This window comes from Pseudomonas sp. RC10 (assembly GCF_038397775.1).
Taxonomy (GTDB): Bacteria; Pseudomonadota; Gammaproteobacteria; order Pseudomonadales; family Pseudomonadaceae; genus Aquipseudomonas; species Aquipseudomonas bambusae.
Genome location: NZ_CP151650.1, coordinates 3,429,803 through 3,452,165, shown reverse-complemented (window position 1 = coordinate 3,452,165; position 22,363 = coordinate 3,429,803). Strand labels below are relative to the sequence as shown.

The following is a 22,363-nucleotide window of genomic DNA, read 5'->3' as shown; positions in this document are numbered from 1 at the left end:
CATTTCTGGTTATGTGTGTCGTGCGGGGGCATCGTGAAATGGCCAGGGAGCGGTGACAAACGATTAGGAAATATGAGCCGGATTAACGTACGTAATATCGCGCGCATGGACCTGAACCTGCTGCTGACGTTTCACTGTCTGATGACGGAACGCAGCGCCACGCGGGCGTCCGCCGTCTTGCACGTGACTCAGGGCGCGGTGAGTTCGGCGCTGCGACGTCTGCGCGAACACTTCGGCGATGAGCTGTTCGTGCGCACCAGTGCCGGGATGCAGCCCACACGCAAGGCACTGGAGATCGCGCCGATGATCACCGAGGCGCTGTCCACCGTGTCTGCGCTGCTGGGGTCGGACACCTCGTTTTCACCCGAGGAATCCCATTACGTCTTCAACCTCGCGATGTCGGACGACCTCGAAGCGTTTCTCGCACCCCGGCTCGTGGGCGCCGTGTCTCAGGAACGGCTCGGCATTCGCTTCGCCTTTCACCAGACCAACAGTTCGCTGTGGAAGAACGCGCTGCATGATCCGGCGATGGACCTGGTGATCTGCAGCGAGCCGAAGGATTTCAGTACGCAATACTCGTCACAGGTGCTGTTTTCGTCGTCCTATTCCTGCCTGTACCGGCCGGGAGCAGGTGAATCGGAGCCGCTGGAACTCGACGATTATTTTGCCGCGGAACACGTGCGAATCTGCTTCGACGGACGACGGGGGTTCATCGATGACCTGTTCGAGGCGGCGGGTCACACGCGCAAGGTGACGGCGTCATTCACTCACTTCGCCGGGGCGCTGACGACGCTGTTGAGCACCGACGTGGTGGCGACGATTCCGACCTTTGCGGCGCGCAGTTTCGCCCAATACATGCCGCTGACGACCTGCCCGGTGCCGCTGGCCGTGCCGTCGTTTCGCTGCTTCATGGTCTGGGACATCGCCAAGCAGGACAAACCCCAGCATGAGTGGATTCGCAGCTTCATCTCCCAGGTCACGAGGGAGCTGAAATAGCGGGCGAGAAGACCTCTGCAACGCGCGACCCGCCGTGCTTTTCTGCACACCCGCTGCGCACCGACGACACGTGTCCGGGCCCCTGTTTCAGGCCTGGACGTCTGAACCCTTGATTCGAACCACCAGGAGTCACCCATGAGTCACCGCATCCTCGACCTTTTCGGTATTGATCTGCCCATCATCCAAGCCCCCATGGCAGGCGCGACCACCGCGAAAATGGTCATCGAAGCCAGCAATGCAGGTGGCCTGGGTTCCCTGCCGGGGGCGATGCTCTCCATCGAGCAAATGACCGCCGCGCTGGACGAGATTCGTGGGCAGACCCGCAAGCCGATCAACCTGAATTTTTTCTCCCACGTCGCGCCCGCCGCTGATCCCGTCAAGCAAATGGCCTGGCGATCCAAACTGGCGCCCTATTATGTCGAGCTGGGGCTGGACCCCGCCGAGCCGATTCCCTCCTCGGCGCGGGCACCGTTCGATGACGCCTATTGCCGCGTAGTCGAGCAGTACCGGCCCGAGGTGGTGAGTTTCCATTTCGGTCTGCCGGACGAGGCCCTATTGAAGCGCGTGCGCGCCACCGGGGCGAAAATCATCGCGTCGGCCACCACGGTCAAAGAAGCGCAATGGCTGGCCGAGCGCGGTGTCGACGCGGTGATTGCCATGGGCTACGAAGCGGGCGGGCATCGGGGCAACTTCCTGACCCACGACATGGCCGCCCAGGTCGGGCTGTTCTCGCTGGTGCCGCAGATCGTTGACGCTGTGTCGATCCCGGTGATCGCAGCGGGGGGCATTGCCGAGGCGCGGGGTGCGCGGGCGGCCTTCGCGTTGGGGGCCGAAGCCATTCAGGTGGGCACCGCGTACCTGTTGACGCCGGAAGCGAAGATCAGCGATTTCCACCGTCAGGCACTGTTGAATGCCGACGACGACAGCACGGTGCTGACCAACCTGTTCACGGGCCGTCCGGCGCGGGGCATTCTCAACCGCCTGATGCGCGAAATCGGCCCGCTGTCCGAACACGCCCCGGCCTTCCCCACCGCAGGCGGCGCGCTGATGCCGTTGCGCGCGGTGACGGACAAGGCCGGTGTGTCGGACTTCACCAACATGTGGGCGGGCCAGTCGTTCAGGCTGTCACCACTGATGACCACCGCTGAGCTGACCCGTCATTTGGGCGGCGTGGTGTTGAACCTGTCCGGAGCCTAAGCGGTGGATCAAGGGCGCGGGGATTCAACCCTTGTTACAAATCCGCTACCCTCTCGCGATGCCTGATAAAAAACGCACAGAAATCGATTGGCAGGACGTTCGGGTTTTCCTTGCGCTGGGTCGTCACGGCAGCTTGTCTGCGGCGGCCCGGGCGCTGTCGGTGAACCACGCGACCATTTCCCGGCGCATTCAGTCGCTGGAACTGACCTTGAACGAGAAGCTGGTGGAGCGTCGCCCCGAAGGCTACGTGCTCACGCCTGCGGGCATGCGCACGATGGACGTCGCCAGCGCCATGGAGGCGTCGGTACAGACCCTCGGGCGCGGCGATGCCGATGATTTGCCGCGAGGGCTGGTGCGCATCAACGCGCCCCCTGCCCTGTCCCACGGTTTTCTCATCGAGCGGCTGGCCAGGCTGCCGGTGATGTACCCGGGCCTGGACATTGATCTGGCCACCGACCTGCGCTCGGTCAGCCTGGAGCGACATCAGGCGGACATCGCCGTGCGCATCGGCAAGCCACTGGATGGTAATTTCATCGCCAAACCCCTGGGTCGACTGGCCTTCGGGTATTACGGCACGGAAGAGGTCTGCCGTGCCGTAGAAGATGGCGGCAATCCCAAGTTCATCAGCTTCGATGAAGAAAATTCGGACATGCCGGAAGCGTTGTGGCTCGCCCGCCACTTCCCGTCCGCACGGGTGCCGTTTCGCGCCAACAACCACATTGCCCAGGCCACGGCGGCCCGGTTCGGATCGGGGCTGGCGCTTGTGCCTCATTACGTGGGTCGACAGGAACCGACGCTGCGGCTTTGCCAGTTGAAGAGCGTCCCGCCGCCCAGGGAGGCATGGCTGTTGATGCGCCCGCAGGATCGCAAAGACGTGCCCATTCGGGCGGTCGCGGATTACCTGATGGAGACCTTCGAGCAGGAACAGGGGTTGTTTCTGGACTAGGCACGGCGGCTTCTTGCCGCGTATGGCCGCGTCGCCATGAAGGCTCGGGGCTGACACAGGACTGTGGAAGCGGCCTGAAGAACCTCATTAAAACCTTCGGAGCGGTTATGGTTTATTTGAAGAAACCTGACCGATACCCATAAAAAATGGCGACCACAATGGCCGCCATTTTCACGTTCTGCTTTAGCTTAAACCTGTCGCTTGACCCTCGAAGCTGCCGCCTTACTTGCGCTTGACGTTATGGTCCAGGAACTGAACGATCGCCGCGCCTATTTCATCGACGTGAGTTTCCAGTGCGAAGTGACCGGTATCGTAGAAACGAACATCTGCATGTTTCAAATCCCGCTTGAAGGCTTCTGCACCGGGTGGCAGAAAGAACGGATCGTTCTTGCCCCATACAGCCAACAGGGGTGGCTGGTGGTCACGGAAATACTTCTGGAACTCGGGGTACATCTCGACGTTATTACGGTAATCGCGAAACAGGTCCAGTTGAATTTCAGCGTTATCACCGCGGGCGATATGCGCCGCATCCATCAAGTAAGTTTCTGGCGCGACAACACTCGGGTCTTTCGTGCCGTAGGTGTATTGGTCCTTGATTGCGCCGACTTCAAAGAACGGACGCAGTGCGTCGCGGTTCTGTTGTGACGCGTCTTTCCAGTATTTCTGAATCGGTGCCCAACCATCGCTCAAACCCTCGACGTAGGCGTTGCCGTTCTGGGTGATGATCGCAGTGATGCGCTCAGGGTGTGCTTTCGCCAAACGCCAGCCCACCGGTGCACCGTAGTCGAATACTTCCATTGCGTACTGTTTCAGGCCGAGCTGCTCGGTGAACTGGTCGATGGTGTTGGCAATGTTCTCGAACGAATACTCGTATTTGTCACGGGCTGGACTTTCGGTCAGGCCGAAGCCCGGGAAATCCGGCGCAACCACGTGATAACGCTTGGACAGAATCGGAATCAGATTGCGGTACATGAACGACGAAGTCGGGAAACCGTGCAGCAGCAAAACAGTGGGGTTGGCCGGGTTGCCTGCCTCACGGTAGAACACTTTCACGTCATTGACTTGCGCATAGCGGTAATGCACTTGCTGGAAAGGTTGAACACTGGACGTCATGGTTTTCTCCGTGGCCGCCTGGGCGGGTGTGATGCCTGAACCGACAGCGATCGCAGCGCATGCGCACATGGCCGCCAGCAATTTGTTGAGAGTCATTTGTTGCGATCCTTCGTGGGTGATCAACGTGATGAGCACGGGCGTTCCCATGCGACCCTTGGCTAAGGTGGATTTATCCTTGCACGCAATAAGTAACCTGTCAAACGCATTCTATAAGGTTACTTTTATGAGCATCACAGAAAACTCAGGCAACAGCAGACACGACTGCGGGGCGTAGACAGATGGGCATGGGGGCATCGGGAGAAGATTGAAGTGCTGTGGCAAAACATCCGTGTTTTGCCGGCATGCAGCGCAGTCAGGACTTGTTCTTAAGGCCGTTCCGGTACTCAGTAACGGTCACACCTCCCACGCCCCAACTGTCGAGGTCAACCTCGTCAATGACGACGAACGTGGAATCGAGTGGTTTGCCCAACACGTCGAGCAGCAACTGGCTCACCCCCTGAATCAGGGCTTTTTTCTGTTCCGGCGTGGTGGCGCTGGCACCGGGCGAGGTGCCTTCCCGGGTGATTTTGATATTGACGTAAGGCATCGACTCATCTCCTGCTGCTGGAAGTCACTTGGCCGTGGCGGCCGGGGCGCGAGTGGCGAACTCGACACGAATCCCGCCTGGGATTGCGCAAATGAAATGGGAGCGTGGAGAGTCGGGGCCAGTTGGCTGAGGTGCAAACTCCACGACCACGCCGGGGTACGCCCGGACTTTCTCGAACACGCCCGGCAAGTTGGTAACGGCCAGGGCAAGGTGGTGCAGGCCAATGTTTTTTCGGCGGTCGAAGCGTGTGGCTGTCTGCGGGTCTGCCACCTGCCAGAGCGTGACGGTCACGGTGCCGTCGTTGACGAATGCCGAAGGATAGGCCGGGTTGCGCCCGACTTCTTTCCAGCCCAGGCATGTGCAGAAAAAATCGACGGTCTGGTCGAGGTTTTCCACGGCCAGCCCTACGTGGTGAACACCTTGGGTCAGTGCTTCACTCATGACAAATCCTCTTGGATGCCGTGTTGATTTTTGAAGGGACAGTCCCAGGCTGCGGCATCACCCTGGGTCGCGTGTACAGTCATAGCCCAGCCTTGGCGTCGGCGCCGGGTTCGCGCGCGACAAAACTCCGCTGCGTGGCGCCACACAGACGGTTCTTGCGCTGCACAAAGGGCTGGACCAGACTATGAACCCTCCGCGGAACCTTGATAATCCAACGTTTTCGGGAAAGACCTTCACTGTTTTCGGGAAGATGAAGTGGACCGTATCGAAGCGATGAACCTGTTGCTGAGCACCATCGAAACCGGGAGTTTTTCCGCTGCCGCTCGTGCCTTGCGAATCCCGGTCCAGACGGTCAGCCGCAACATCGGGGACCTCGAAAAGCACTTGGGAACGCAGTTACTGACGCGCACGACGCGCAAACTCGGCCTGACCGATGCGGGGGTGATTTACGCGGCTGCCGCGAAGAAGATTCTCGAACAGATCGCCGAAGCCGAACGCACCGCTGCGGGGGAATTCGTGGCGCCGCGAGGTGAACTGGTCATCTCCGCCCCGCTGCTGTTTGGCCGCCTTCACGTGCTGCCGGTGGTGGCGGATTTCCTCGGACTGTTTCCCGAAATCAACGTCAAACTTGACCTTCGGGACCGGAATGTCGATTTGCTCGACGATCAGATCGATATGGCCGTGCGCATCGGTCATCTGCCCGACAGCGGCATGACCGCGACCCGTGTCGGCGCGGTGCGGGGAGTGATTTGCGCCAGTCCCAAGTTGCTCGCCGAACATGGCGTGCCGCAGACGCCCCTCGACTTGAAGCACATGCCGTGTATCGCCACAGACGGTCCGACGTTGACCGCCGGCTGGCGCTTTCAGGCTCCGGACACCGGCGCGTCCATTGAGGTGGCCTTTGCTCCGCGCCTGCTCACGGGGGCCAACGCGCTGGTGGACGCCGCCGTGCAAGGTGTGGGGTTCGCCCGACTGCTGCATTACCAGGCCCATGAAGCCATCCAGGCCGGAACCCTGCGCATCGTCCTCGAAGAATACGAATTGCCGCCCTTCCCCATTCATATCCTGCACGCGCCTCACCGTCACATGCCGTTGAAAATTCGCCGTTTTCTGGATTTTGCCAGTCCGCGCCTGCGCGATGCGCTGGCGCCCCTGTCCTCGCAATGAGCGGGGCCGGTCATTCGTCAGTGCGCAGTGTCACCCACGAAACCGTAACTTGGCCAAGTGCATTTCAGGGGTTACCATTGGCCGATTCTTCGTTGGGGAACCTTCATGACCTCCAAGCTTCGCGGCCCCGCCATTTTCGTCGCAGACGCCCCTGCACTGGACTTTCTGAACTCCATCGCCACACCGATGACCGAACCTTTCGACTGGATCGATGACGGTGACGGCTGGCTGGACTGGTTGCGCCAATCGGGCTGGGTCGACGAATCCGTTCTCAGCACCTTGCGTGAAAACGCGCTGCCGGGCGAGCTGGACAACGCCGCCGCGCAAGCAAGATCGCTCCGCGAGTGGTTTCGGGCGTTCGTGCTCAAACACCGAGGGCAGCCCCTTGATCCGTCGGCCGCTTCGGAACTCGGATCGCTGAATCGTTTGCTGGAACGGGATGAGAAGTACGCGGAAATCACGGCCGGTGATGGTCTCGACGGAAAACTGTCCCTTGGCCTGAAACGGCGCTGGCGTACGCCGGAATCTTTGTTGTTGCCCGTAGGAGAGGCGATTGCCGAGTTCCTGTGCACCGAGGATTTTTCAGACGTCAAAAGCTGCGAAGGACCGACCTGCACCCTGATGTTCGTTGACCACACCCGAGGCAAGAAACGCCGCTGGTGCAGCATGGCCGCCTGCGGCAACCGCGCCAAAGCAGCGGCGCATCGGGAACGGCAGAAAAAGGCGATTTAGCGGTCTGCAATGGGAGCAGCCCAGGACCTTGCGAACGACACACCCGTCGCGCCTGACACCGAGGGGGACGGCCGCGTCTCTCAGAGCTACCGCGATCTCCTGTAGGAGCGAATTCATTCGCGAGACGGCGGTACAGCTGATACATCTCCATCGCCCGAACGCCTTTTCGCGAATGAATTCGCTCCTACAGTTCAAACCGCGTCGACCCGAAGGGCTGCAACGCACCTGAGTGTTTGTAGCAACAGGACGTGCCCATCACAGAGAAAGAAAAACCCCGCGCAGTCATCGATTGCGCGGGGTTCGGTGCTACCGGCTGACGCCGATCAACGACGATCCAGCCAGACGGTTTGCGCGTTGCAGAATTCGCGGATGCCGAAGTGCGACAGCTCCCGGCCGAATCCGCTTTTCTTCACGCCGCCAATGGGCACCCGGGCGTCAGAGGCGGTGTAGCCATTGATGAACACGCCGCCGGTTTCCAGTCGCGCCGCGATGTCGCGGGCCTTTTCGACGTCCGCCGTCCAGACGCTGCCCGCCAGACCGAACTCGCTGTCGTTGGCCAGCTCGACGGCATGCTCGGCATCACGGGCGACGATCAAGGACGCCACGGGGCCGAACAGCTCTTCCGTAAACGATGTCATGCCTGGCCGCACATTCGACAGGATCGTCGGCGCATAGTAATTGCCCTCGCCCGCGACCTTTTCACCGCCGAACAACAGCGTCGCGCCTTCGCTCAGGGTTTTCTGCACTTGGGCATGCAGCTCGTCGCGCAGATCGTAACGGGCCATTGGACCGACGTAATTCGCCTCATCCAGCGGATCACCGACTTTCAGCGCTTTGACCGCCGCCACAAACTTTTCGGTAAACGCGGGCAGCACGCTTTCTTCGACGATGATGCGCTTGGCCGCCACGCAAATCTGGCCACTGTTCTGATAACGGCCGATGGTCGCGGCCTTCACGGCCTCGTCCAGGTCCGCGTCCGCCAGCACGATGAACGGGTCCGAACCGCCCAGCTCCAGCACGCACTTCTTCAACGCTGCACCGGCCTGAGCGGCAATGGCAGCACCGGCGCGTACGCTGCCAGTGACGGCAACCGCGGCAATGCGTGGATCGGCAATGGCTTTCGAAACGCCTTCGTTGCCGACGTTGATCACTTCGAACACACCTTCCGGCAGACCGGCTTCGGCCCAAGCATCACGCAACAGGTACGCGCTACCCATGACGTTGGGGGCGTGTTTGAGGACGTAGGTATTGCCCGAAAGAATCATCGGGATCGCGCCGCGCATCACCTGCCAGATCGGGAAGTTCCACGGCATCACCGCCAGGATCGGGCCCAGCGGCAGGTAATCGATGTACGCCTTGTCGTTCTCGACCGGGGTCTTTTCCGGGGCCAGCATGGCCGGGCCGTTTTCGGCGTACCACTCGCAGGTGGCAGCGGTTTTTTCCACCTCGCCACGGGACTGGGCGATGGGCTTGCCCATTTCGGCGGTCATCATCTGCGCCAGTGCCTCGGCGTTCTTGCGCAAGACCTTGGCGATTTTGCGCAACTGCTCGGCGCGCACGCTGATCGGCTCCTTGCGCCAGGCTTTGAAGCCAGCGGCAGCGCGGCTCAGGGACTGCTCAAGCTCGGCAGCCTGTTCGAACGGATACTCGGCAAACACCTTGCCAGTGGCAGGGTTCAACGAAATGGCGTGAGACGAAGATGCGTGTTGCGACATGAGTAAATGCCTCCTGTGGTGGTGTGACCTTCACACTGAATGCCGTCCGACGGCCACCCATTGCTGAAGTCCTGGGACCACGATAGGCTCTCCGAACCATTTCCGATAATGAATAATTATCAAAAATACATTCTCAAAACGTGAAAGATTGACCGCCCACATGGACCTGACCCAACTCGAACTGTTCAAGGCCATTGCCGAAGAAGGCAGCATCACCGCGGCGGCCCAGCGCCTGCACCGTGTGCCGTCCAACCTGACCACTCGCATCAAGCAACTGGAACAGGAACTGGGCGTCGATCTGTTCATTCGCGAAAAACTGCGCCTGCGTCTGTCCCCCACCGGCTGGACGTTTCTCGACTACACCCGGCGCATTCTCGATCTGGTTGAGGAGGCGCGTCAGGCCACCTCGGGGTCCGAGCCTCAGGGCGCGTTTTCCCTGGGCTCCATGGAAAGCACGGCGGCCGTGCGCATCCCTTCCCTGCTGGCAGCGTTTCACCAGCGCTACCCCAAGGTCGAGCTGGACCTCTCTACCGGGCCTTCTGGAGACATGATCGACGGTGTCTTGTCAGGACGGCTGAGTGCTGCGTTCGTCGATGGGCCACTGCGTCACCCCGAGCTGGAAGGCGTCGAGTTGTTCGAAGAGGAAATGCTGCTGATCACCGCTGCCAGCCATGATCCCGTGACCCGTGCGCTGGATGTGAATGGGAAGACGGTCTATGGCTTTCGCCAGAACTGCTCCTACCGCCGCCACTTCGAAGCCTGGTTCAAGGCCGACATGGCCACCCCCGGCAAGATCCTCGAAATGGAGTCCTACCACGGCATGCTGGCCTGTGTAACCGCAGGCGCGGGCGTGGCGATGGTGCCGCGCAGCATGCTCGAAAGCATGCCAGGCAGCCCCAGCGTCCGGGCCTATCCGCTGAGCGAAGAATTCCGCTACTTGAATATCTGGCTGATCTGGCGACGGGGCGTGCGCTCGCCTGCGCTCAACGCTTTCATCGACCTGGTGCAGAGCGCCGTCCAGCATGCCGACGAGACACGCCTCGCCGGTTGATTCCATCAGGCCCTGGTGTAACGCAGCCAAACCGCGCCGCCCTCCTGGACCTCGGCAGACGACAACTTTAGGTGCGCGGGCTGTTTCCAGGCGTCGGGCGACACCTCGAATGACGCGGGGTGTTCGCCACGACCGTCCACCAGCGGCAAGATCAACACACTCACTTCGTCCACCAGACCGGCGTTGACGAACGAGCCGCTGACATGGGGCCCACCCTCGACGATCAGCCGTTTGCAGCCCAGTTGTCTGCTTAACACGTCCACCACGTGCTGGAGGTCGATTTCCGTTTTTCCCGCAAACAGGTACGAAACGCCCACGGATTGCAGGTGCGCGAGGTAATCGTCCGAGACGCCTTCAGTGAGCACTTCAACCACGTGGGAACCCAGCGCTTCATTTTTCTTCCAGCCCACCTTGCCGTGGGGGTCGATGGAGATCGCGTAGCTGTTGGCATTGCGTTCGACGAAGTGATCCGTGCGGGGAATCGTGCCCTTCGCCAAGCCTTTCGGATAACCGTCATCGTGGGCGATTTCCTGCATGGTCACGCGACCGCAGATCCAGGCATCGAATTCGAAGGTCTGGGCCAGCGTTTCGTAGAGGTCGCCCGCGGATTTCTTGAAGGCGCGGTCCCAGCCGTCGGTGAGCGCGTGGCCGTCGAGGGACGACATCATGTGGCAAATGACATAAGGCTGCATGACAGACTCCAGCAATGGATGAGCGATGTAAAACCGACCCGGATGGCGCAGCGTTAGTTCAGCCCATCCTCCACGAGCGGCCGGCTGTCATACCGCCCATGGATCAAGCCCGACGCCGCACCGCCACGCATTTGATTTCCACCAGGATGCCGGGGTGCGCCAGTTCGCTCACGCCGATGCAGGTCCAGGCGCACAGGCCTCGGGGGAACAGCCGGTTTTTTACGTCACGAAACACCGGCATGTGCTGCGACATGTTCACGTGGTAGGTGGTCATGTCGACGATGTCTTCGAACGTGCAGCCTCCCGCTTCGAGCACCTGACGCAGGTTGTCCCAGGCCGCGATGAACTGTTGTTCCGGGTCGTCGATCACCTTGAGGTCGGCGGTTCTGCCGACTTGTCCGGCGCAGTACAACGTGTCGCCGACGCTCACAGCAGGGGCGTAACCGGCGCGTTCAACGAGGGATGTCATGGTGTCGGGAACAATCAGCGTACGGTCAGTCATCGGGCGGTCTCCTGTTGAAAGAAGGCGCGATTATGCCGTCGTGTAAGAGCGCGCGTGCGGCGCAGGCAAAAAAAAACCGCCACCGGCGAGGCGGGGCGGTCTTTCCTTTCACGTGACCGTTACCGGGTGAGTTTGTCGTAATCCATCTCACCGGCCACTTCGCGGAAGTTCATGTAATCGAGTTTTTTCTCGCCCTGAGCGGCGACGCGGGACGCGCCCACTTTGTCCGCGCCATCAGAAGCCAGACCGCGTTCAGGCTGGCCGTTCGCAGCGACAGCGTTGGCGCCGACGTGATCTGCGCCGTCAGCAGCGACACGATTAGCGCCTACACGGTCCGCGCCATCAGCAGCGACACGATTCGCACCCACGCGATCGGCGCCGTCGGCGGCTACGGAGTTCGCACCCACATGATCTGCACCGTCGGCGGCCACTCGATTTGCACCGACACGGTCAGCGCCGTCAGCCGCTACGCGATTCGCACCTACACGATCCGCACCGTCAGCCGCTACGCGATTGGCACCTACACGATCCGCGCCATCAGCGGCTACGCGGTTGGCACCCACACGATCAGCGCCATCAGCAGCAACGGAATTTGCGCCCACATGATCAGCGCCATCAGCGGCTACGCGGTTGGCACCCACACGATCAGCACCATCAGCAGCAACGGAATTTGCGCCCACATGATCAGCACCGTCAGCCGCTACGCGATTGGCCCCGACACGATCAGCACCGTCAGCCGCTACACGATTGGCACCCACACGATCCGAACCATCGGAGGCCGTAGCGTTGGCGCCGACATGATCCGCGCCATCGGACGCGGTCGCATTCGCTCCGACATGGTCGCTGCCATCGGACGCCGTTCGGTTCGGGCCGACTTTCTCGGAGCCGTATTCCGCCACGGCCTTGCCAGTGGTTACATCGGACGCCGCGTACGCGGTGGACACACCCAAAGCCAGCACGGAAACCGTCAGGCCCCAAACCCATTGCTTATTCATCGCCGATTGCTCCAAGTGTCATGTCTGTCGAGGCGGGCGAAGTGCCCGGCCAGTGAATGTCGTCGACAATAAAAACGGTGTCCCCAAATAAGGACGGTCTACATTTCCTGACTTGCATGGATGGCCTGTGCAGCCAGCGAGCGGCGTTTGACTGGACAGTCGGTATCAACGGCGAACGCCCGCGTCTGCTCAGGTTAGTCCTGATTTCGGGCGTGCGCCTCAACCACGAAGCTTCATCCGCCCGATGGCAAACTATCTGCCATTAAACGCTTCGAGTGGGTCGTGTGCTATTAGTTCTGTGGGCTTAAATAAAAGCACGATTGTGCAAGTTTTGAGGGGTATTAACAGACTTTCGAGTTATGGATAGCTAATGTGTATGCGCCAAATAAGTGCAGACGGAAAAGAACTAAGGCCATAAAGGCTAACGCTATACGCTAACGCATCAGCTCGCATAGTCACTGAACGCGTCGCGTACTCTAACAAGCGCTGCACAACGCTTTTGATTACGGGCCGTGGGAGTTGGCTTGCCTACAATCTGCTGCGTAGCGGCAGTAGAACCAAACACCTCCACCCTGTCAGACAGATCGCATGCTCTGAATTTGCGACTGCTTCGCAGCCGATCGTAGGCAAGCCAACTCCTACGCCCTCCGGGCAGAATCAAAAGCGTCTGAAGCGCGCGAATTCTGCTCTTTCTTGCAGCTTGCAGCTCAAAACTCGCGGCTCAAAACTTCAAGCCACCTCAGGCCATCTCCATCCCCCCTTCCCCCTCAACATCCCGCTCCCGTTCACGACGGCGCACATGATTCTCGTACTGCGCCCGCAAGGCCGCGCCGGTTGTGGACACGGTTTCGGAAGCACCACGGCCGACGGCTTTGGCGCCCGCCACGCTCTTGTCGCCCACAAACGACGCCGAGGTGGACGCCGCACCCTTGACGGTGTTTTGCAGGAAGGCCTCGGCGCCTTTGGTGGCCGGATCGGTCATCACGCCTGCGGTGGTCCAGCCAGCAAACACGGCGGCCGATGCAGCAGTGTTGGTCAACTGGCTGACAACGGTCTTCGCATAAGGATTACTGAGGTTTTTGGTCGCCAATTCCTGCAACTTGCCCACGCCCGCGAACCCACCCGCCAACGCCAGCCCGTTCTGGGTCAGGCTGGTGGCCGAGACCAGGCTGCGCACGGCTTTGCTGCTGTCGGTCAGGATGTCGATAGGCATGCCCGCGAGGCGTTTGCCCGCATTGACCGCCGCCCCCGAATAGCTGGCGTTCTTGATGCCCTTATAGGCGTCGAGCCATTCCGTTTCTTCGTCCAGCGGCTTGGCCTCGGCGTCTTTACGGCCGAACACATAGGCCCCACCGCGCTGATGGTCACGGTGTTCCGTGGCTTGCAACCGGTTGCCGAATACGGCATTCGCCCCGAGTCCGCCGACCGTCGAGATTGCGGTGTCCATCGCGCCCTGTGCCTTGGGATGCCCCGCCAGCGCGGTGGCCATGACCGTACGCGCTGCGTTACGGGCGGTGTAGCCCTGAATCGCCACGCCCATGTCGACGCTCTGCCTGACCAGCCCCGGTGCGTGCAGCCGCTGGGAGGTCGCCATTGCATCATGCAGCTTGTCAGGCGTGGTCTTGAGGAATTGATTATCGCCGGTCACCCGGTTCATCACCCCGGTGCCCACCTGATCCATGACACCCGACAGCGCCCCAGAAATCAGCGGCGTCAGAGGTTTGAGTGGCGTCGGCAGCCAGTCGCCCTTGTTGATCTGGGGGCGGGCGTACTGCAACGCCGTCGCGGCGGCGAACGGAATCGCACGGAACGCGCTGGACGTGTGAGTTGCCAGCCGGTCGAACTTCTCGCCCTTGGCCAGGGTGTCGGCGATGTCGCTCAGGGTTTCGCCCTCCCGCTGCAACACGCGGGCACGGCTGGTGGCGATGTCGTTGAGCTGCGCGTTATGCCGGGTCACGCCTTCGTTATGTTGGTTGATGTCATCCAGCGCCGCTTGGCTGGCGCCGGGAGGAGCCGTTTTCAAATTCTGGTAATGGGCAGAAAAAACGTGCTGTTTCAGGTAATCGGCGATCAGCGTGACTTCCGCTTGCACCAGCGCCGGAGACAACGCGGCAACCCGCCCCGCGCCATGCCCTGCGTCGGTGTCGTTGACGGTGTTCGCCGACGTGCTGGCGACCGGCTGAGCGCCTTGGGGGGTTCTCTGGATTCCATTCATGGTTAACACCTCTTGTTGATGTACGAGCCAGACCGCGCGACGGGCACACACCCGCCCGTCACCCGGTCCTTGAGCGAGTCACCGATCAGCCGGGCAATTGCCCCTGACCGCTTTCGATGATCTTCGCGAAGTTCATGACGTTGTTGACGTAGTCGGGATCGCCCACGCCGCCTGCGTTGGCCAGGTCACCCTTGCTGACCTTGTCCGGGCCGGAGTTGTAGGCCCGCAGCGCGGAACCCCAGTCGCCGAACGCCTCTTTCTGATCGCGCATGTACAGCGCGCCCGCCATGATGTTGTCGTGGGCGTTGTTCACGTCGGCGTTGCCCAGCAGATCGGGGTTTTCCTTTTTCAGACCGGCGAAGGTATCGGCGTTGACCTGCATCAGGCCCGCATCGGTCTTGCCGTTGACGTTGGTGGTGTCCTGGCCCAACTGGCCACGGGACTCGGCCCAGATCTGCCCGGCCAGCACGCTCGGCGGAACGCCCGTGGCGTTCGAGGCGTCCATGATGTCGTTGCGGTACGGTTCGAGCTGCTTGGGCAGGTGCAGATCGCCTGAACCGGTGAGCGACGTATCGCCCGGCACCGCGCTGGCGGCGTTGCTCGTTGGAGCCCCAGCGCCCTCTGCACCCGACGCGCCCTCGCCCGAACCTGCGCCGGAACCCGCCCCGTCCACTGCGCCGCTGCCGGCACCGCTTCCGCTGCCAGTGGCCGGGTTCTGCGTCGCGAGGTTTTGCGCGTTGGACGGGCTGTTGGGGTTGTTCTGCATGAGCATCTGGATCAATTGCATCAGCAGGCTCATGATCTGCTGCACCACGCCCGCTTGTTGATCAGTGCTGGAGGCCGGGTTGCTGGCGTCCACCTGCGGGTCCTGGCTGTTGGGCGGCGCGAAATTGACCTGGGACTGCGTCGGGCTGGCGAACAGCAATGCGCTGGGGTCGATGGCCTGGTTGCCGCTGCCACTGCTGCCGAGGCCGTTGTGCTGGCCGGATTTGCCGCTCAGTGAGGAAAAATCCGTGGGCGTGTTCAGGTCCTGCAGGGGGCGATGCGACGAAACACTCATGTTCATGATCGTTTACCTCGTTTCAGGTCAGGGAAGAATCAATGGGCCTTCGGAATGCCGAATTGGTCCAGGACCGGGTCGACGTTGTGGTCGAAGGCTTTCTGCGCCTTGTGCTTCTTCACGGCTTCGATGATCGCGGAGATCCCGAAACCCAGGCTCATGGCGGCGTCGGCGATCCAGCCGACCACCGGAATCGAGGCGCCGATGGCGGCCCCGGCTGCCATCCCGGCGGCTTCACCGACGACCATGCCCGCGACGCGCCCGCCGACTTTCGCGGCCACTTCACCCAACCCGGCGCGCCCGGCGGATTTCGCCACCGCGTCGTAGCCTTGCTTGGCGGCTGACAGGCCGGATTTGGTGCTGTCGTAAATCGTCTTGGCGGCGTCGGTCTTGTCGCCGCGGGCCAGCATGTCCGAGACAGAGGCGAAGCCTGCGATGGACTGGAACGCTGCCGGGCCCATGTGGGAGGCCATTTTCGCGACCTGGGACGGCGCGTGGTCCTTGTCGCCCTTGCTCGCTTCGTCGAGCATCTTGCGGCCGGGTTTGGAGTCCTGAAGCTGGGCGAAGGTGGACTGCACGTAGTTCTGTTGTTGGCCCTGCACGAAATCCTGCGGCAACACACTGTCGTAGGCCGCCTTTTGCGCGTCGGCGCTATTCAAGGCTTGCTCGCCGTCGGCTTTCTTCTGGTTCAGCAGCTGCTTGACCGCGCCGCCTTCGCTGAAATTACTGACGTACGAGTCCTGAACCTTGCCTTGCAGGTCCGGGCGTTGGCCCAGCACCTGTTGCGCGGTGGGCACGTTGGCGTTCGGCCCCAGCAGGTCCTGTTGCATTTGCAGTTGCGCGGACAATCCGCCGAGGGCACTGCTGTAATCGGCGTTGGGTTTGTCCTTGCTGGTGGCCTTGTCGGCGGTGTTCAAATCAGTCTGCAAGGCCTCACCGCTGTTGACCTTCTGCATCTGCTCGTTGACGGCCTTTTGCAGGCTCGGCGTGCTGTTGACCAGGTTGCGCGACTGCTGCGGGATCTGCTGATCGAGGAAGGCTTGCACATCCGGGTCGGCCTGCAACTGGCCGATTTTCTCGTTGAGTGCGTCTTCGGTCTTGCCGGTCTTGCGCAGGTCTTCCCCGGCCACGACGCTTTGCTGGGTCTGTTGCAACTTGACCATCACCGCAGCCTTTTGCTCGCCGGTGTAGGCCGTAGGGTTGTCGAAGACGTCCTTGCCCAGCTTGCTGATGTCGGTGTTGGCGACCGAATTGAGGGTCGCGGCGTCGCTCAACACGCTGGCGAATTCACCGCCGTTGGTGGGCGCCTGTTTCTTGATCCAGTCGCTGATGTTGCTGGCGCTGAACAGTTTATCGGGGCTGTGGGCCGCCAGTGACCGCCCTTCCAGACCGCCCTGGTCGATCTGGGTCAGGAGACCCGGCTGCGACCAGGTCTTGGCCGCCTGTTTGAGCGGTCCGGCCAGTCCGGGGTTGTCGCTCTGCAGGGCTTTCAAACCGTCGGCGCTGGTCAGCCCGTCGACTTTGGTTTCGCCGTCCGTGCCCGCCGCGTGCTTGGGGTCGGCGGCCTTGGTCAGCGGTTCGTTGGCGCGCATCAGGGCGGCGCTGCGCACCAGTTCCATTGACTGCGGATCGGCGTCCGGGTGGTCTTTCTGGTAATTCGAGATGTCTTTGTCGGCGCTGTCGGCGGCCTTTTGCATGTTTTTGGCGAAGGCCTTGAGGTCACCGTCGGTGATCTTGCCGTCAGCCTTGCCGCCGTGTTTGCCGGTGTCCACGGCGGTTTTCAGCGCCGGGTTGGCGTTGATGAAGTCCATGGCCTTGGCGGCGTCCGGGCCTTTTTCAGCGGCCATGCGCGCGGCGGCGATGGGCCGGTTCAGCTCCTTGGCGGCCTGCTCGCGCTGGTCCGGCGGCAAGTTGGCGACCATCGGCGCCCAACGTTCCAGCTCTTTGGGCGATGAGTATTTCGAGTCGTCGAGGAAGCTGGCTTCGGTGGATTTGGGCTGGTCGGTGGGTTGGCTGGCATCGGTGGGTGTCGAGGCGCTGACGTCGCTGACAGCGTTGGGTTTGCTGGCGCTGGCCGGGGCTTGTGTGGGCGTGTTGGCCGAGGATGTGGCCGACGATGACGTGTTGGCCGGCGTGCCTTGGGGCGGGGTTTGCGGTGTCTGCGGGGCTTGCGCATTGCCTTTGAACAGTTGCAACAGCAGAGACAGCAATTGCTTTTCAGTCGCGGCGACGTCCCCGGAAGGCTGAGCCGTCGCCGCGCCGAACTGGACATTGGGGTTCGCGCCCTGACTCAGCAACGTGCTGGCTGATTTTGCCAGTGGCAGGGATTGAGCCGACTCGCCGCTGTCGGACTGAGGTGCGATACCGCTGTAGGGGCTGTTCGAAATACGCATGGGAGTCGCCATCCGGGAATGAAGGATGGCAACTGTGTGGTCCCGCATGCAGGTCGGTTCCGGGAAATGTTTCAGGTTGTGTCGTTTTTTCAGGCCTGCGATGGCCAAGACTGTAGGAGCGAATTCATTCGCGAGGCGCCCGTACAGTCGACAGACAAGAGTCGGATGTACTGGCCAATCGCGAATGAATTCGCTCCTACAGAGGTTCTGCGCAGAGCTGACAGACTTGCACTAGAGCCTCCCGCCGCCCTTATCAATCCTGTTGATGTCCACCATGAAAGCGATTGTCTTCAGGTTTTTCGGGCCTCGCGTAACATCGCCTCCATCGCTTACCTCCCTTACGATCTTCCCTACAGGACTCACGACCATGACTATCCACCTGATCAATGCCATTGCCCTCACCGCTGTTACCGTTTTCCTGGTTAACCGCGCCTTCGCCCTGTACGACCTGGTCAACGCTGCCACCGTTTCCGAGCACATCTGAAACGGTCTGGCCGTTTCGGCTGCGCTCGGCCAACGCTGAACCTGGCTGAAGAAGACCGGCCTCAACTGAACGGGTCCATCTGACGTTTCAACTGTTCCCTGGCACGGGACAGGCGCGAACGCACCGTGCCAATCGGCACCCCCAGCGAACTCGCGGTTTCCTGATAGTTGCCGTCCATTTCCAGTGACACTTCGATCACCCGCTGCATGTTCGATGGCAAGGTCCCGATGGCCTTGACCACGCGATCCAGTTGGCGGTGGCCGTCCACCTGATGCCCGATGTCACCCTGGCTGTCGAGTTCGGTGTGGGTCTGGTCCTCCCAGCTCTCCTGATAGGGCTGACGATACATTTTGCGAAAGTGATTGCGGATCAGGTTCAGCGCGATCCCGCACAACCACGTCTGCGGTTTGCTCGCGTTCTGGAACTTGTGTTCGCTGCGCAGCGCCTCTAGAAAAGTGCATTGCAGGATGTCGTCAACGTCGTCCGGATTCATCACGCGCTTCTGAATGAATGCACGAATCATCTTGATCTGATCGCTCGTCAATTGGCGGATGCCGGAGATCGGCTGGTGGCGCTTTTTAGGTTCGATGTCGAGCAGTGCGAGGCTTGGGAACATCAGGGCTCTTCCTTGTTTGAAGTGTGTTAGCCCTATAGCGATAGCCGTGCCAGCCTCTAAAACCCTCTATCCCACTGATTTGTATCAATAATAATTTATGCACCAAATCCTTCCGTGCAAAAACTTGCGCGAAGGCACTGAATCCCGAACGGTTTTTGGCACAGATGCCGATTGTGCGGAATCGATGGAACCGTAATCCCCGGACGCCCCACTCAGAGCCCATGACCACGCTCAGAATCGTCCTATGAAGATCTCCGCTCCCGCTGCTCCTCAAGCGTTGCACACCCCTGAGCCCGCCCTCGCGAAGAACGCGGCGACGGTCACGACGCCCCCGCGCACCAACCTGCCGAACCTGGGCGGCACCTCGCCGCAACAGGTGGCCCGTTTCGCGTCGGCGCTGGTGCAACAGAGCCGCAGCCTGGGTCAGCGCGAACTGGTGGCGAGCGGCAATGCCTTGCAGTCTCGCGCGGCGAAGCTGGGGGAGTTGTATCAACTGTTGATGGGCAGTCAGGATTCCGGGCTCGACGACGCGGCCCGCAAGATGCGCAAACAGTTGCAAAAGGAACGGGCCGCCAGCCTTGAGCAGATTCTCGATTTTTCCGAAGGCGATCCCGCGAAGGCGCACGTGGTGCTTCAGGCCGCGAGAAAGCAGGCGCAAGCGGACGGCGCCACCGGCGAACACGTGGTCCTGACCCAACAATTGAAGCTGCTGCGCCGCCAATACGGCCAGCGGGCGCGCGCGGGAATCAACAGCGCCAAGGCCTTCGCCCGCTCGGGCATCGACAACAAACGGCGGGGCGCCCTGCGCAACCTGTACGGCGTGGCCGTGTCCGGTCAACCCAACATCACCGGCCTGATCGATGCCCTCCTCAATGAACAGGAGCAGGCCGGCGAGTTCGAACTCAACCTGCGGGACATGCGCAGCGCCCTCGCCGACGACCTCTCCGCCCTCACCCCTTCCACATCGCCCCAGCAATTGCGCACGCTGATGCACGGCCTCAACACGGCGCGCCACGTCGCGACCCTGCTGCAAAGCTGCGAACACCTGCTGGGGCGGATGCGCAACAAAAACCCCGGCGTCCAGGTGGATTCCGCCGCATTCCTCAAACACCTGCTCGCGCTGTCCGCCAAAGGCATGAGCCTCAATGAAACCCTGCAACTGACCCAGCACATCGGCGGCAAACAGCTCAAGCATCAGCTCGCGTTCCTCAACGGTCTGCGGCCGATGTTGCAGCAATTGCCGATTCTCCTGTGGCGCGACATGAAAAGCCGCCAGAACGCCTTGGGCAACCTGCTCATCCTCATGGCCGAGCTGACTCGGCTGGAACAGAACCCGCAGCAAGGGGGCCTCGCCTGATGGATCGTGTCATCAACCTGCTCAACCAACTCGCCTTGGCGGCCATGCGCCGCTCGGAAATCGTCGGCGCTTTTGTGGTGATCGCCATCGTCTTCATGATGATCACGCCGCTGCCCACGGGCCTGGTGGACGTGCTGATTGCCATCAACATCTGTATTTCCTGCCTGCTGATCATGCTCGCGATGCACCTGCCCCGCCCGCTGGCGTTCTCGACTTTCCCGGCGGTGCTGCTGCTGACGACGATGTTCCGTCTGGCGCTGTCGATTTCCACCACCCGGCTGATTCTGCTCAATCAGGACGCCGGGCACATCGTCGAAGCCTTCGGCCAGTTCGTGGTCGGCGGCAACCTGGCGGTGGGCATGGTGATCTTCCTGATCCTCACCGTGGTCAATTTCCTGGTGATCACCAAGGGTTCCGAGCGGGTGGCGGAAGTCGGCGCGCGGTTCACGCTGGACGCCATGCCCGGCAAGCAGATGTCCATCGACAGCGATTTGCGCGCCAACCTGATCAGCGTTCATGAAGCCCGCCGTCGTCGCTCTGAGCTGGGCAAGGAAAGCCAGTTGTTCGGCGCCATGGACGGGGCGATGAAGTTCGTCAACGGCGACGCCATCGCCAGCCTGATCATCGTCGCGATCAACATGATCGGCGGCATCGCCATCGGCGTGGTCCAGCACAACATGACGGCGGGCGATGCCTTGCAGGTCTACACCGTGCTGACCATCGGCGACGGCCTCATCGCGCAGATTCCAGCGCTGCTGATTTCGGTCACCTGCGGCATGATCATCACCCGCGTGCCGGACGAGGACCGCGCCGAGGCCAATATCGGTCGGCAGATCGCCGAGCAGATCACCAGCCAGCCCAAGGCCTGGATCATCGCCGCCGTGGCCATGCTCGGCTTCGCCGCGCTGCCGGGCATGCCGACTGCGGTGTTCATCGTCATTTCGATCGTCTGCGGCACGGGCGGGTTGCTGCAACTGCACCGCGCCAAACCCCAGGCGGAACAGGTGCAGGCGGTGGCCGTGGCGCCGGAGATGAACGGCCGCGAAGACTTGCGGACCTTTTCGCCGAGTCGTCAGTTCGTCCTGCAATTCCACCCCAGCCAGAACCCGGCGCAGGTCGAGGCGCTGGTCAGCGAGATTCGCCAGCGTCGCAACCGGCTGGTGGTGCAATACGGCCTGACCCTGCCCTCCTTCATCATCGAACAGGCCGAACACCTGCCACCGGATGAATTCCGCTTTTCCGTCTACGAGGTGCCGCTGCTCAAAGCGACGTTCACCCAAAGCCACGTGGCGGTGGATGCGCGGATGGTTGAAGAATCGCCGGACGCCGGGGTCTACGGCAGCGTCGAGCGGCAGGAAGGCCAATGGCTGTGGCTGCCTTATGACGACCCGCAATTGCAGAACCATGACGTCGAGCGGGTGGACGCCATGACCCTGATCATCGAGCGCATGGAGCGCGCCTTGCAGTCCTGCGGCCCGCAATTCATCGGCTTGCAGGAAACCAAGGCGATCCTCGGCTGGCTGGAAAGCGAACAACCGGAACTCGCCCAGGAAATGCAACGGGTGCTGCCACTGGCGCGGTTCTCGGCGGTGTTGCAACGTCTGGCGTCGGAGTGCGTGCCGCTTCGGGCCATTCGGGTGATCGCCGAAACCCTCATCGAACACGGCCAGCACGAACGGGAAGTGACGGTGCTGGCCGACTACGTGCGCATCGCCCTGAAGTCGCAGATCTACCACCAATACTGCGGCGCCGAAGGGTTGCTGGTGTGGGTGCTGACCCCGGAAAGCGAAGGCATCTTGCGCGACGGCCTGCGCCAGACCCAGACCGAAACCTTCTTCGCGCTGGACAACGAGACCAGCCAGTTGCTGGTGCAGCAGCTGCACATCGCCTTCCCGCTCCGCACCGCCGAACGCGCGGTGCTGCTCGTGGCTCAGGACCTGCGCAGCCCGCTGCGGACCCTGTTGCAGGAAGAGTTCTATCACGTGCCGGTGCTGTCGTTCGCCGAAATCAACAACGCTGCGCAGGTCAAGGTGCTGGGCCGCTTCGACCTCGAAGAAGACCTGGAAGCGCTGGACAACGAGTACGCCGCGTGAGTGGCTGGAGAG

The 22,363-nt window shown here is 61.5% G+C and carries 18 protein-coding genes and 1 pseudogene; 8 read left to right on the top strand and 11 right to left on the bottom strand.

The window, feature by feature from the left end; all coding sequences use genetic code 11:
• The first annotated feature begins 72 nt into the window (after positions 1 to 72).
• The 3 genes from AAEO81_RS15925 (at position 73) to AAEO81_RS15915 (ending at position 3,139) form a co-directional block, all read left to right on the top strand.
• On the top strand, positions 73 to 996 hold the full coding sequence (locus AAEO81_RS15925) for a LysR family transcriptional regulator (protein WP_166594346.1): 924 nt from the start codon (positions 73 to 75) through the stop codon (positions 994 to 996).
• Between the two features lie 135 nt (positions 997 to 1,131).
• Complete coding sequence (locus AAEO81_RS15920) at positions 1,132 to 2,193, top strand: nitronate monooxygenase (protein ID WP_341957682.1); 1,062 nt, start codon at positions 1,132 to 1,134, stop codon at positions 2,191 to 2,193.
• Positions 2,194 to 2,224: 31 nt separating this feature from the next.
• Complete coding sequence (locus tag AAEO81_RS15915; RefSeq protein WP_341957680.1) at positions 2,225 to 3,139, top strand: LysR family transcriptional regulator; 915 nt, start codon at positions 2,225 to 2,227, stop codon at positions 3,137 to 3,139.
• A 222-nt stretch (positions 3,140 to 3,361) separates the two neighbouring features.
• On the opposite strand, the gene AAEO81_RS15910 is transcribed toward AAEO81_RS15915, so the two are convergent.
• From AAEO81_RS15910 to AAEO81_RS15900, 3 genes are all read right to left on the bottom strand, one after another.
• Positions 3,362 to 4,348, bottom strand: a complete 987-nt coding sequence (locus AAEO81_RS15910; RefSeq protein ID WP_341957679.1) for an alpha/beta hydrolase — start codon at positions 4,346 to 4,348, stop codon at positions 3,362 to 3,364.
• A gap of 256 nt (positions 4,349 to 4,604) precedes the next feature.
• Positions 4,605 to 4,838, bottom strand: a complete 234-nt coding sequence (locus tag AAEO81_RS15905) for a 4-oxalocrotonate tautomerase family protein (protein WP_341957677.1) — start codon at positions 4,836 to 4,838, stop codon at positions 4,605 to 4,607.
• Positions 4,839 to 4,862: 24 nt separating this feature from the next.
• Complete coding sequence (locus tag AAEO81_RS15900; RefSeq protein ID WP_341957675.1) at positions 4,863 to 5,279, bottom strand: VOC family protein; 417 nt, start codon at positions 5,277 to 5,279, stop codon at positions 4,863 to 4,865.
• Between the two features lie 255 nt (positions 5,280 to 5,534).
• On the opposite strand from AAEO81_RS15900, the gene AAEO81_RS15895 reads away from it, so the two are divergent.
• A complete protein-coding gene (locus AAEO81_RS15895) occupies positions 5,535 to 6,446 on the top strand; it encodes a LysR family transcriptional regulator (protein WP_341957673.1) in 912 nt (303 codons plus the stop codon).
• 105 nt (positions 6,447 to 6,551) lie between these two features.
• Complete coding sequence (locus AAEO81_RS15890) at positions 6,552 to 7,178, top strand: ABATE domain-containing protein (RefSeq protein WP_341957671.1); 627 nt, start codon at positions 6,552 to 6,554, stop codon at positions 7,176 to 7,178.
• 323 nt (positions 7,179 to 7,501) lie between these two features.
• Here AAEO81_RS15890 and AAEO81_RS15885 read toward each other — a convergent pair whose 3' ends face one another.
• Positions 7,502 to 8,893 carry an aldehyde dehydrogenase family protein gene (locus AAEO81_RS15885; protein ID WP_341957669.1) on the bottom strand — a complete coding sequence of 464 codons (1,392 nt, stop codon included), beginning with the start codon at positions 8,891 to 8,893 and terminating at the stop codon, positions 7,502 to 7,504.
• Positions 8,894 to 9,053: 160 nt separating this feature from the next.
• Here AAEO81_RS15885 and AAEO81_RS15880 point away from each other — a divergent pair, with 160 nt between their 5' ends.
• Complete coding sequence (locus AAEO81_RS15880; protein ID WP_341957667.1) at positions 9,054 to 9,944, top strand: LysR substrate-binding domain-containing protein; 891 nt, start codon at positions 9,054 to 9,056, stop codon at positions 9,942 to 9,944.
• A 5-nt stretch (positions 9,945 to 9,949) separates the two neighbouring features.
• On the opposite strand, the gene AAEO81_RS15875 is transcribed toward AAEO81_RS15880, so the two are convergent.
• From AAEO81_RS15875 to AAEO81_RS15845, 7 genes and pseudogenes are all read right to left on the bottom strand, one after another.
• The gene (locus AAEO81_RS15875) at positions 9,950 to 10,636 is read right to left on the bottom strand and encodes a dihydrofolate reductase family protein (protein ID WP_341957665.1); all 687 of its coding nucleotides are present in this window, start codon (positions 10,634 to 10,636) and stop codon (positions 9,950 to 9,952) included.
• 103 nt (positions 10,637 to 10,739) lie between these two features.
• A complete protein-coding gene (locus AAEO81_RS15870) occupies positions 10,740 to 11,138 on the bottom strand; it encodes a RidA family protein (RefSeq protein ID WP_166594336.1) in 399 nt (132 codons plus the stop codon).
• A gap of 311 nt (positions 11,139 to 11,449) precedes the next feature.
• Positions 11,450 to 11,662 (bottom strand): annotated as a pseudogene (locus tag AAEO81_RS15865) (hypothetical protein); the annotation flags it as partial.
• A 1,210-nt stretch (positions 11,663 to 12,872) separates the two neighbouring features.
• Positions 12,873 to 14,348, bottom strand: a complete 1,476-nt coding sequence (locus tag AAEO81_RS15860; protein WP_341957663.1) for a type III effector — start codon at positions 14,346 to 14,348, stop codon at positions 12,873 to 12,875.
• Between the two features lie 85 nt (positions 14,349 to 14,433).
• On the bottom strand, positions 14,434 to 15,273 hold the full coding sequence (locus AAEO81_RS15855; protein WP_341964547.1) for a transglycosylase SLT domain-containing protein: 840 nt from the start codon (positions 15,271 to 15,273) through the stop codon (positions 14,434 to 14,436).
• A gap of 173 nt (positions 15,274 to 15,446) precedes the next feature.
• Positions 15,447 to 17,801: a type III effector HrpK domain-containing protein gene (locus AAEO81_RS15850; RefSeq protein ID WP_341957661.1), complete on the bottom strand. Its 2,355-nt coding sequence runs from the start codon at positions 17,799 to 17,801 to the stop codon at positions 15,447 to 15,449.
• Between the two features lie 545 nt (positions 17,802 to 18,346).
• Complete coding sequence (locus AAEO81_RS15845; protein WP_341957658.1) at positions 18,347 to 18,901, bottom strand: RNA polymerase sigma factor; 555 nt, start codon at positions 18,899 to 18,901, stop codon at positions 18,347 to 18,349.
• 244 nt (positions 18,902 to 19,145) lie between these two features.
• Here AAEO81_RS15845 and sctW point away from each other — a divergent pair, with 244 nt between their 5' ends.
• A complete protein-coding gene (sctW, locus tag AAEO81_RS15840; protein WP_341957656.1) occupies positions 19,146 to 20,258 on the top strand; it encodes a type III secretion system gatekeeper subunit SctW in 1,113 nt (370 codons plus the stop codon).
• The gene (gene sctV / locus AAEO81_RS15835) at positions 20,258 to 22,351 is read left to right on the top strand and encodes a type III secretion system export apparatus subunit SctV (protein ID WP_341957654.1); all 2,094 of its coding nucleotides are present in this window, start codon (positions 20,258 to 20,260) and stop codon (positions 22,349 to 22,351) included. The genes sctW and sctV overlap by 1 nt, the downstream gene beginning before the upstream one ends.
• Positions 22,352 to 22,363: the final 12 nt, after the last annotated feature.

Excerpts from the sequence above, each read along its gene's own strand:
- AAEO81_RS15925 (WP_166594346.1), top strand. The coding sequence starts at position 73 with ATGAGCCGGATTAACGTACGTAATATCGCGCGCATGGACCTGAACCTG.
- AAEO81_RS15920 (WP_341957682.1), top strand. The coding sequence starts at position 1,132 with ATGAGTCACCGCATCCTCGACCTTTTCGGTATTGATCTGCCCATCATC.
- AAEO81_RS15910 (WP_341957679.1), bottom strand. The coding sequence starts at position 4,348 with ATGACTCTCAACAAATTGCTGGCGGCCATGTGCGCATGCGCTGCGATC.
- AAEO81_RS15905 (WP_341957677.1), bottom strand. The coding sequence starts at position 4,838 with ATGCCTTACGTCAATATCAAAATCACCCGGGAAGGCACCTCGCCCGGT.
- AAEO81_RS15900 (WP_341957675.1), bottom strand. The coding sequence starts at position 5,279 with ATGAGTGAAGCACTGACCCAAGGTGTTCACCACGTAGGGCTGGCCGTG.
- AAEO81_RS15890 (WP_341957671.1), top strand. The coding sequence starts at position 6,552 with ATGACCTCCAAGCTTCGCGGCCCCGCCATTTTCGTCGCAGACGCCCCT.
- AAEO81_RS15885 (WP_341957669.1), bottom strand. The coding sequence starts at position 8,893 with ATGTCGCAACACGCATCTTCGTCTCACGCCATTTCGTTGAACCCTGCC.
- AAEO81_RS15880 (WP_341957667.1), top strand. The coding sequence starts at position 9,054 with ATGGACCTGACCCAACTCGAACTGTTCAAGGCCATTGCCGAAGAAGGC.
- AAEO81_RS15875 (WP_341957665.1), bottom strand. The coding sequence starts at position 10,636 with ATGCAGCCTTATGTCATTTGCCACATGATGTCGTCCCTCGACGGCCAC.
- AAEO81_RS15870 (WP_166594336.1), bottom strand. The coding sequence starts at position 11,138 with ATGACTGACCGTACGCTGATTGTTCCCGACACCATGACATCCCTCGTT.
- AAEO81_RS15860 (WP_341957663.1), bottom strand. The coding sequence starts at position 14,348 with ATGAATGGAATCCAGAGAACCCCCCAAGGCGCTCAGCCGGTCGCCAGC.
- AAEO81_RS15850 (WP_341957661.1), bottom strand. The coding sequence starts at position 17,801 with ATGCGTATTTCGAACAGCCCCTACAGCGGTATCGCACCTCAGTCCGAC.
- AAEO81_RS15845 (WP_341957658.1), bottom strand. The coding sequence starts at position 18,901 with ATGTTCCCAAGCCTCGCACTGCTCGACATCGAACCTAAAAAGCGCCAC.
- sctW (WP_341957656.1), top strand. The coding sequence starts at position 19,146 with ATGAAGATCTCCGCTCCCGCTGCTCCTCAAGCGTTGCACACCCCTGAG.
- sctV (WP_341957654.1), top strand. The coding sequence starts at position 20,258 with ATGGATCGTGTCATCAACCTGCTCAACCAACTCGCCTTGGCGGCCATG.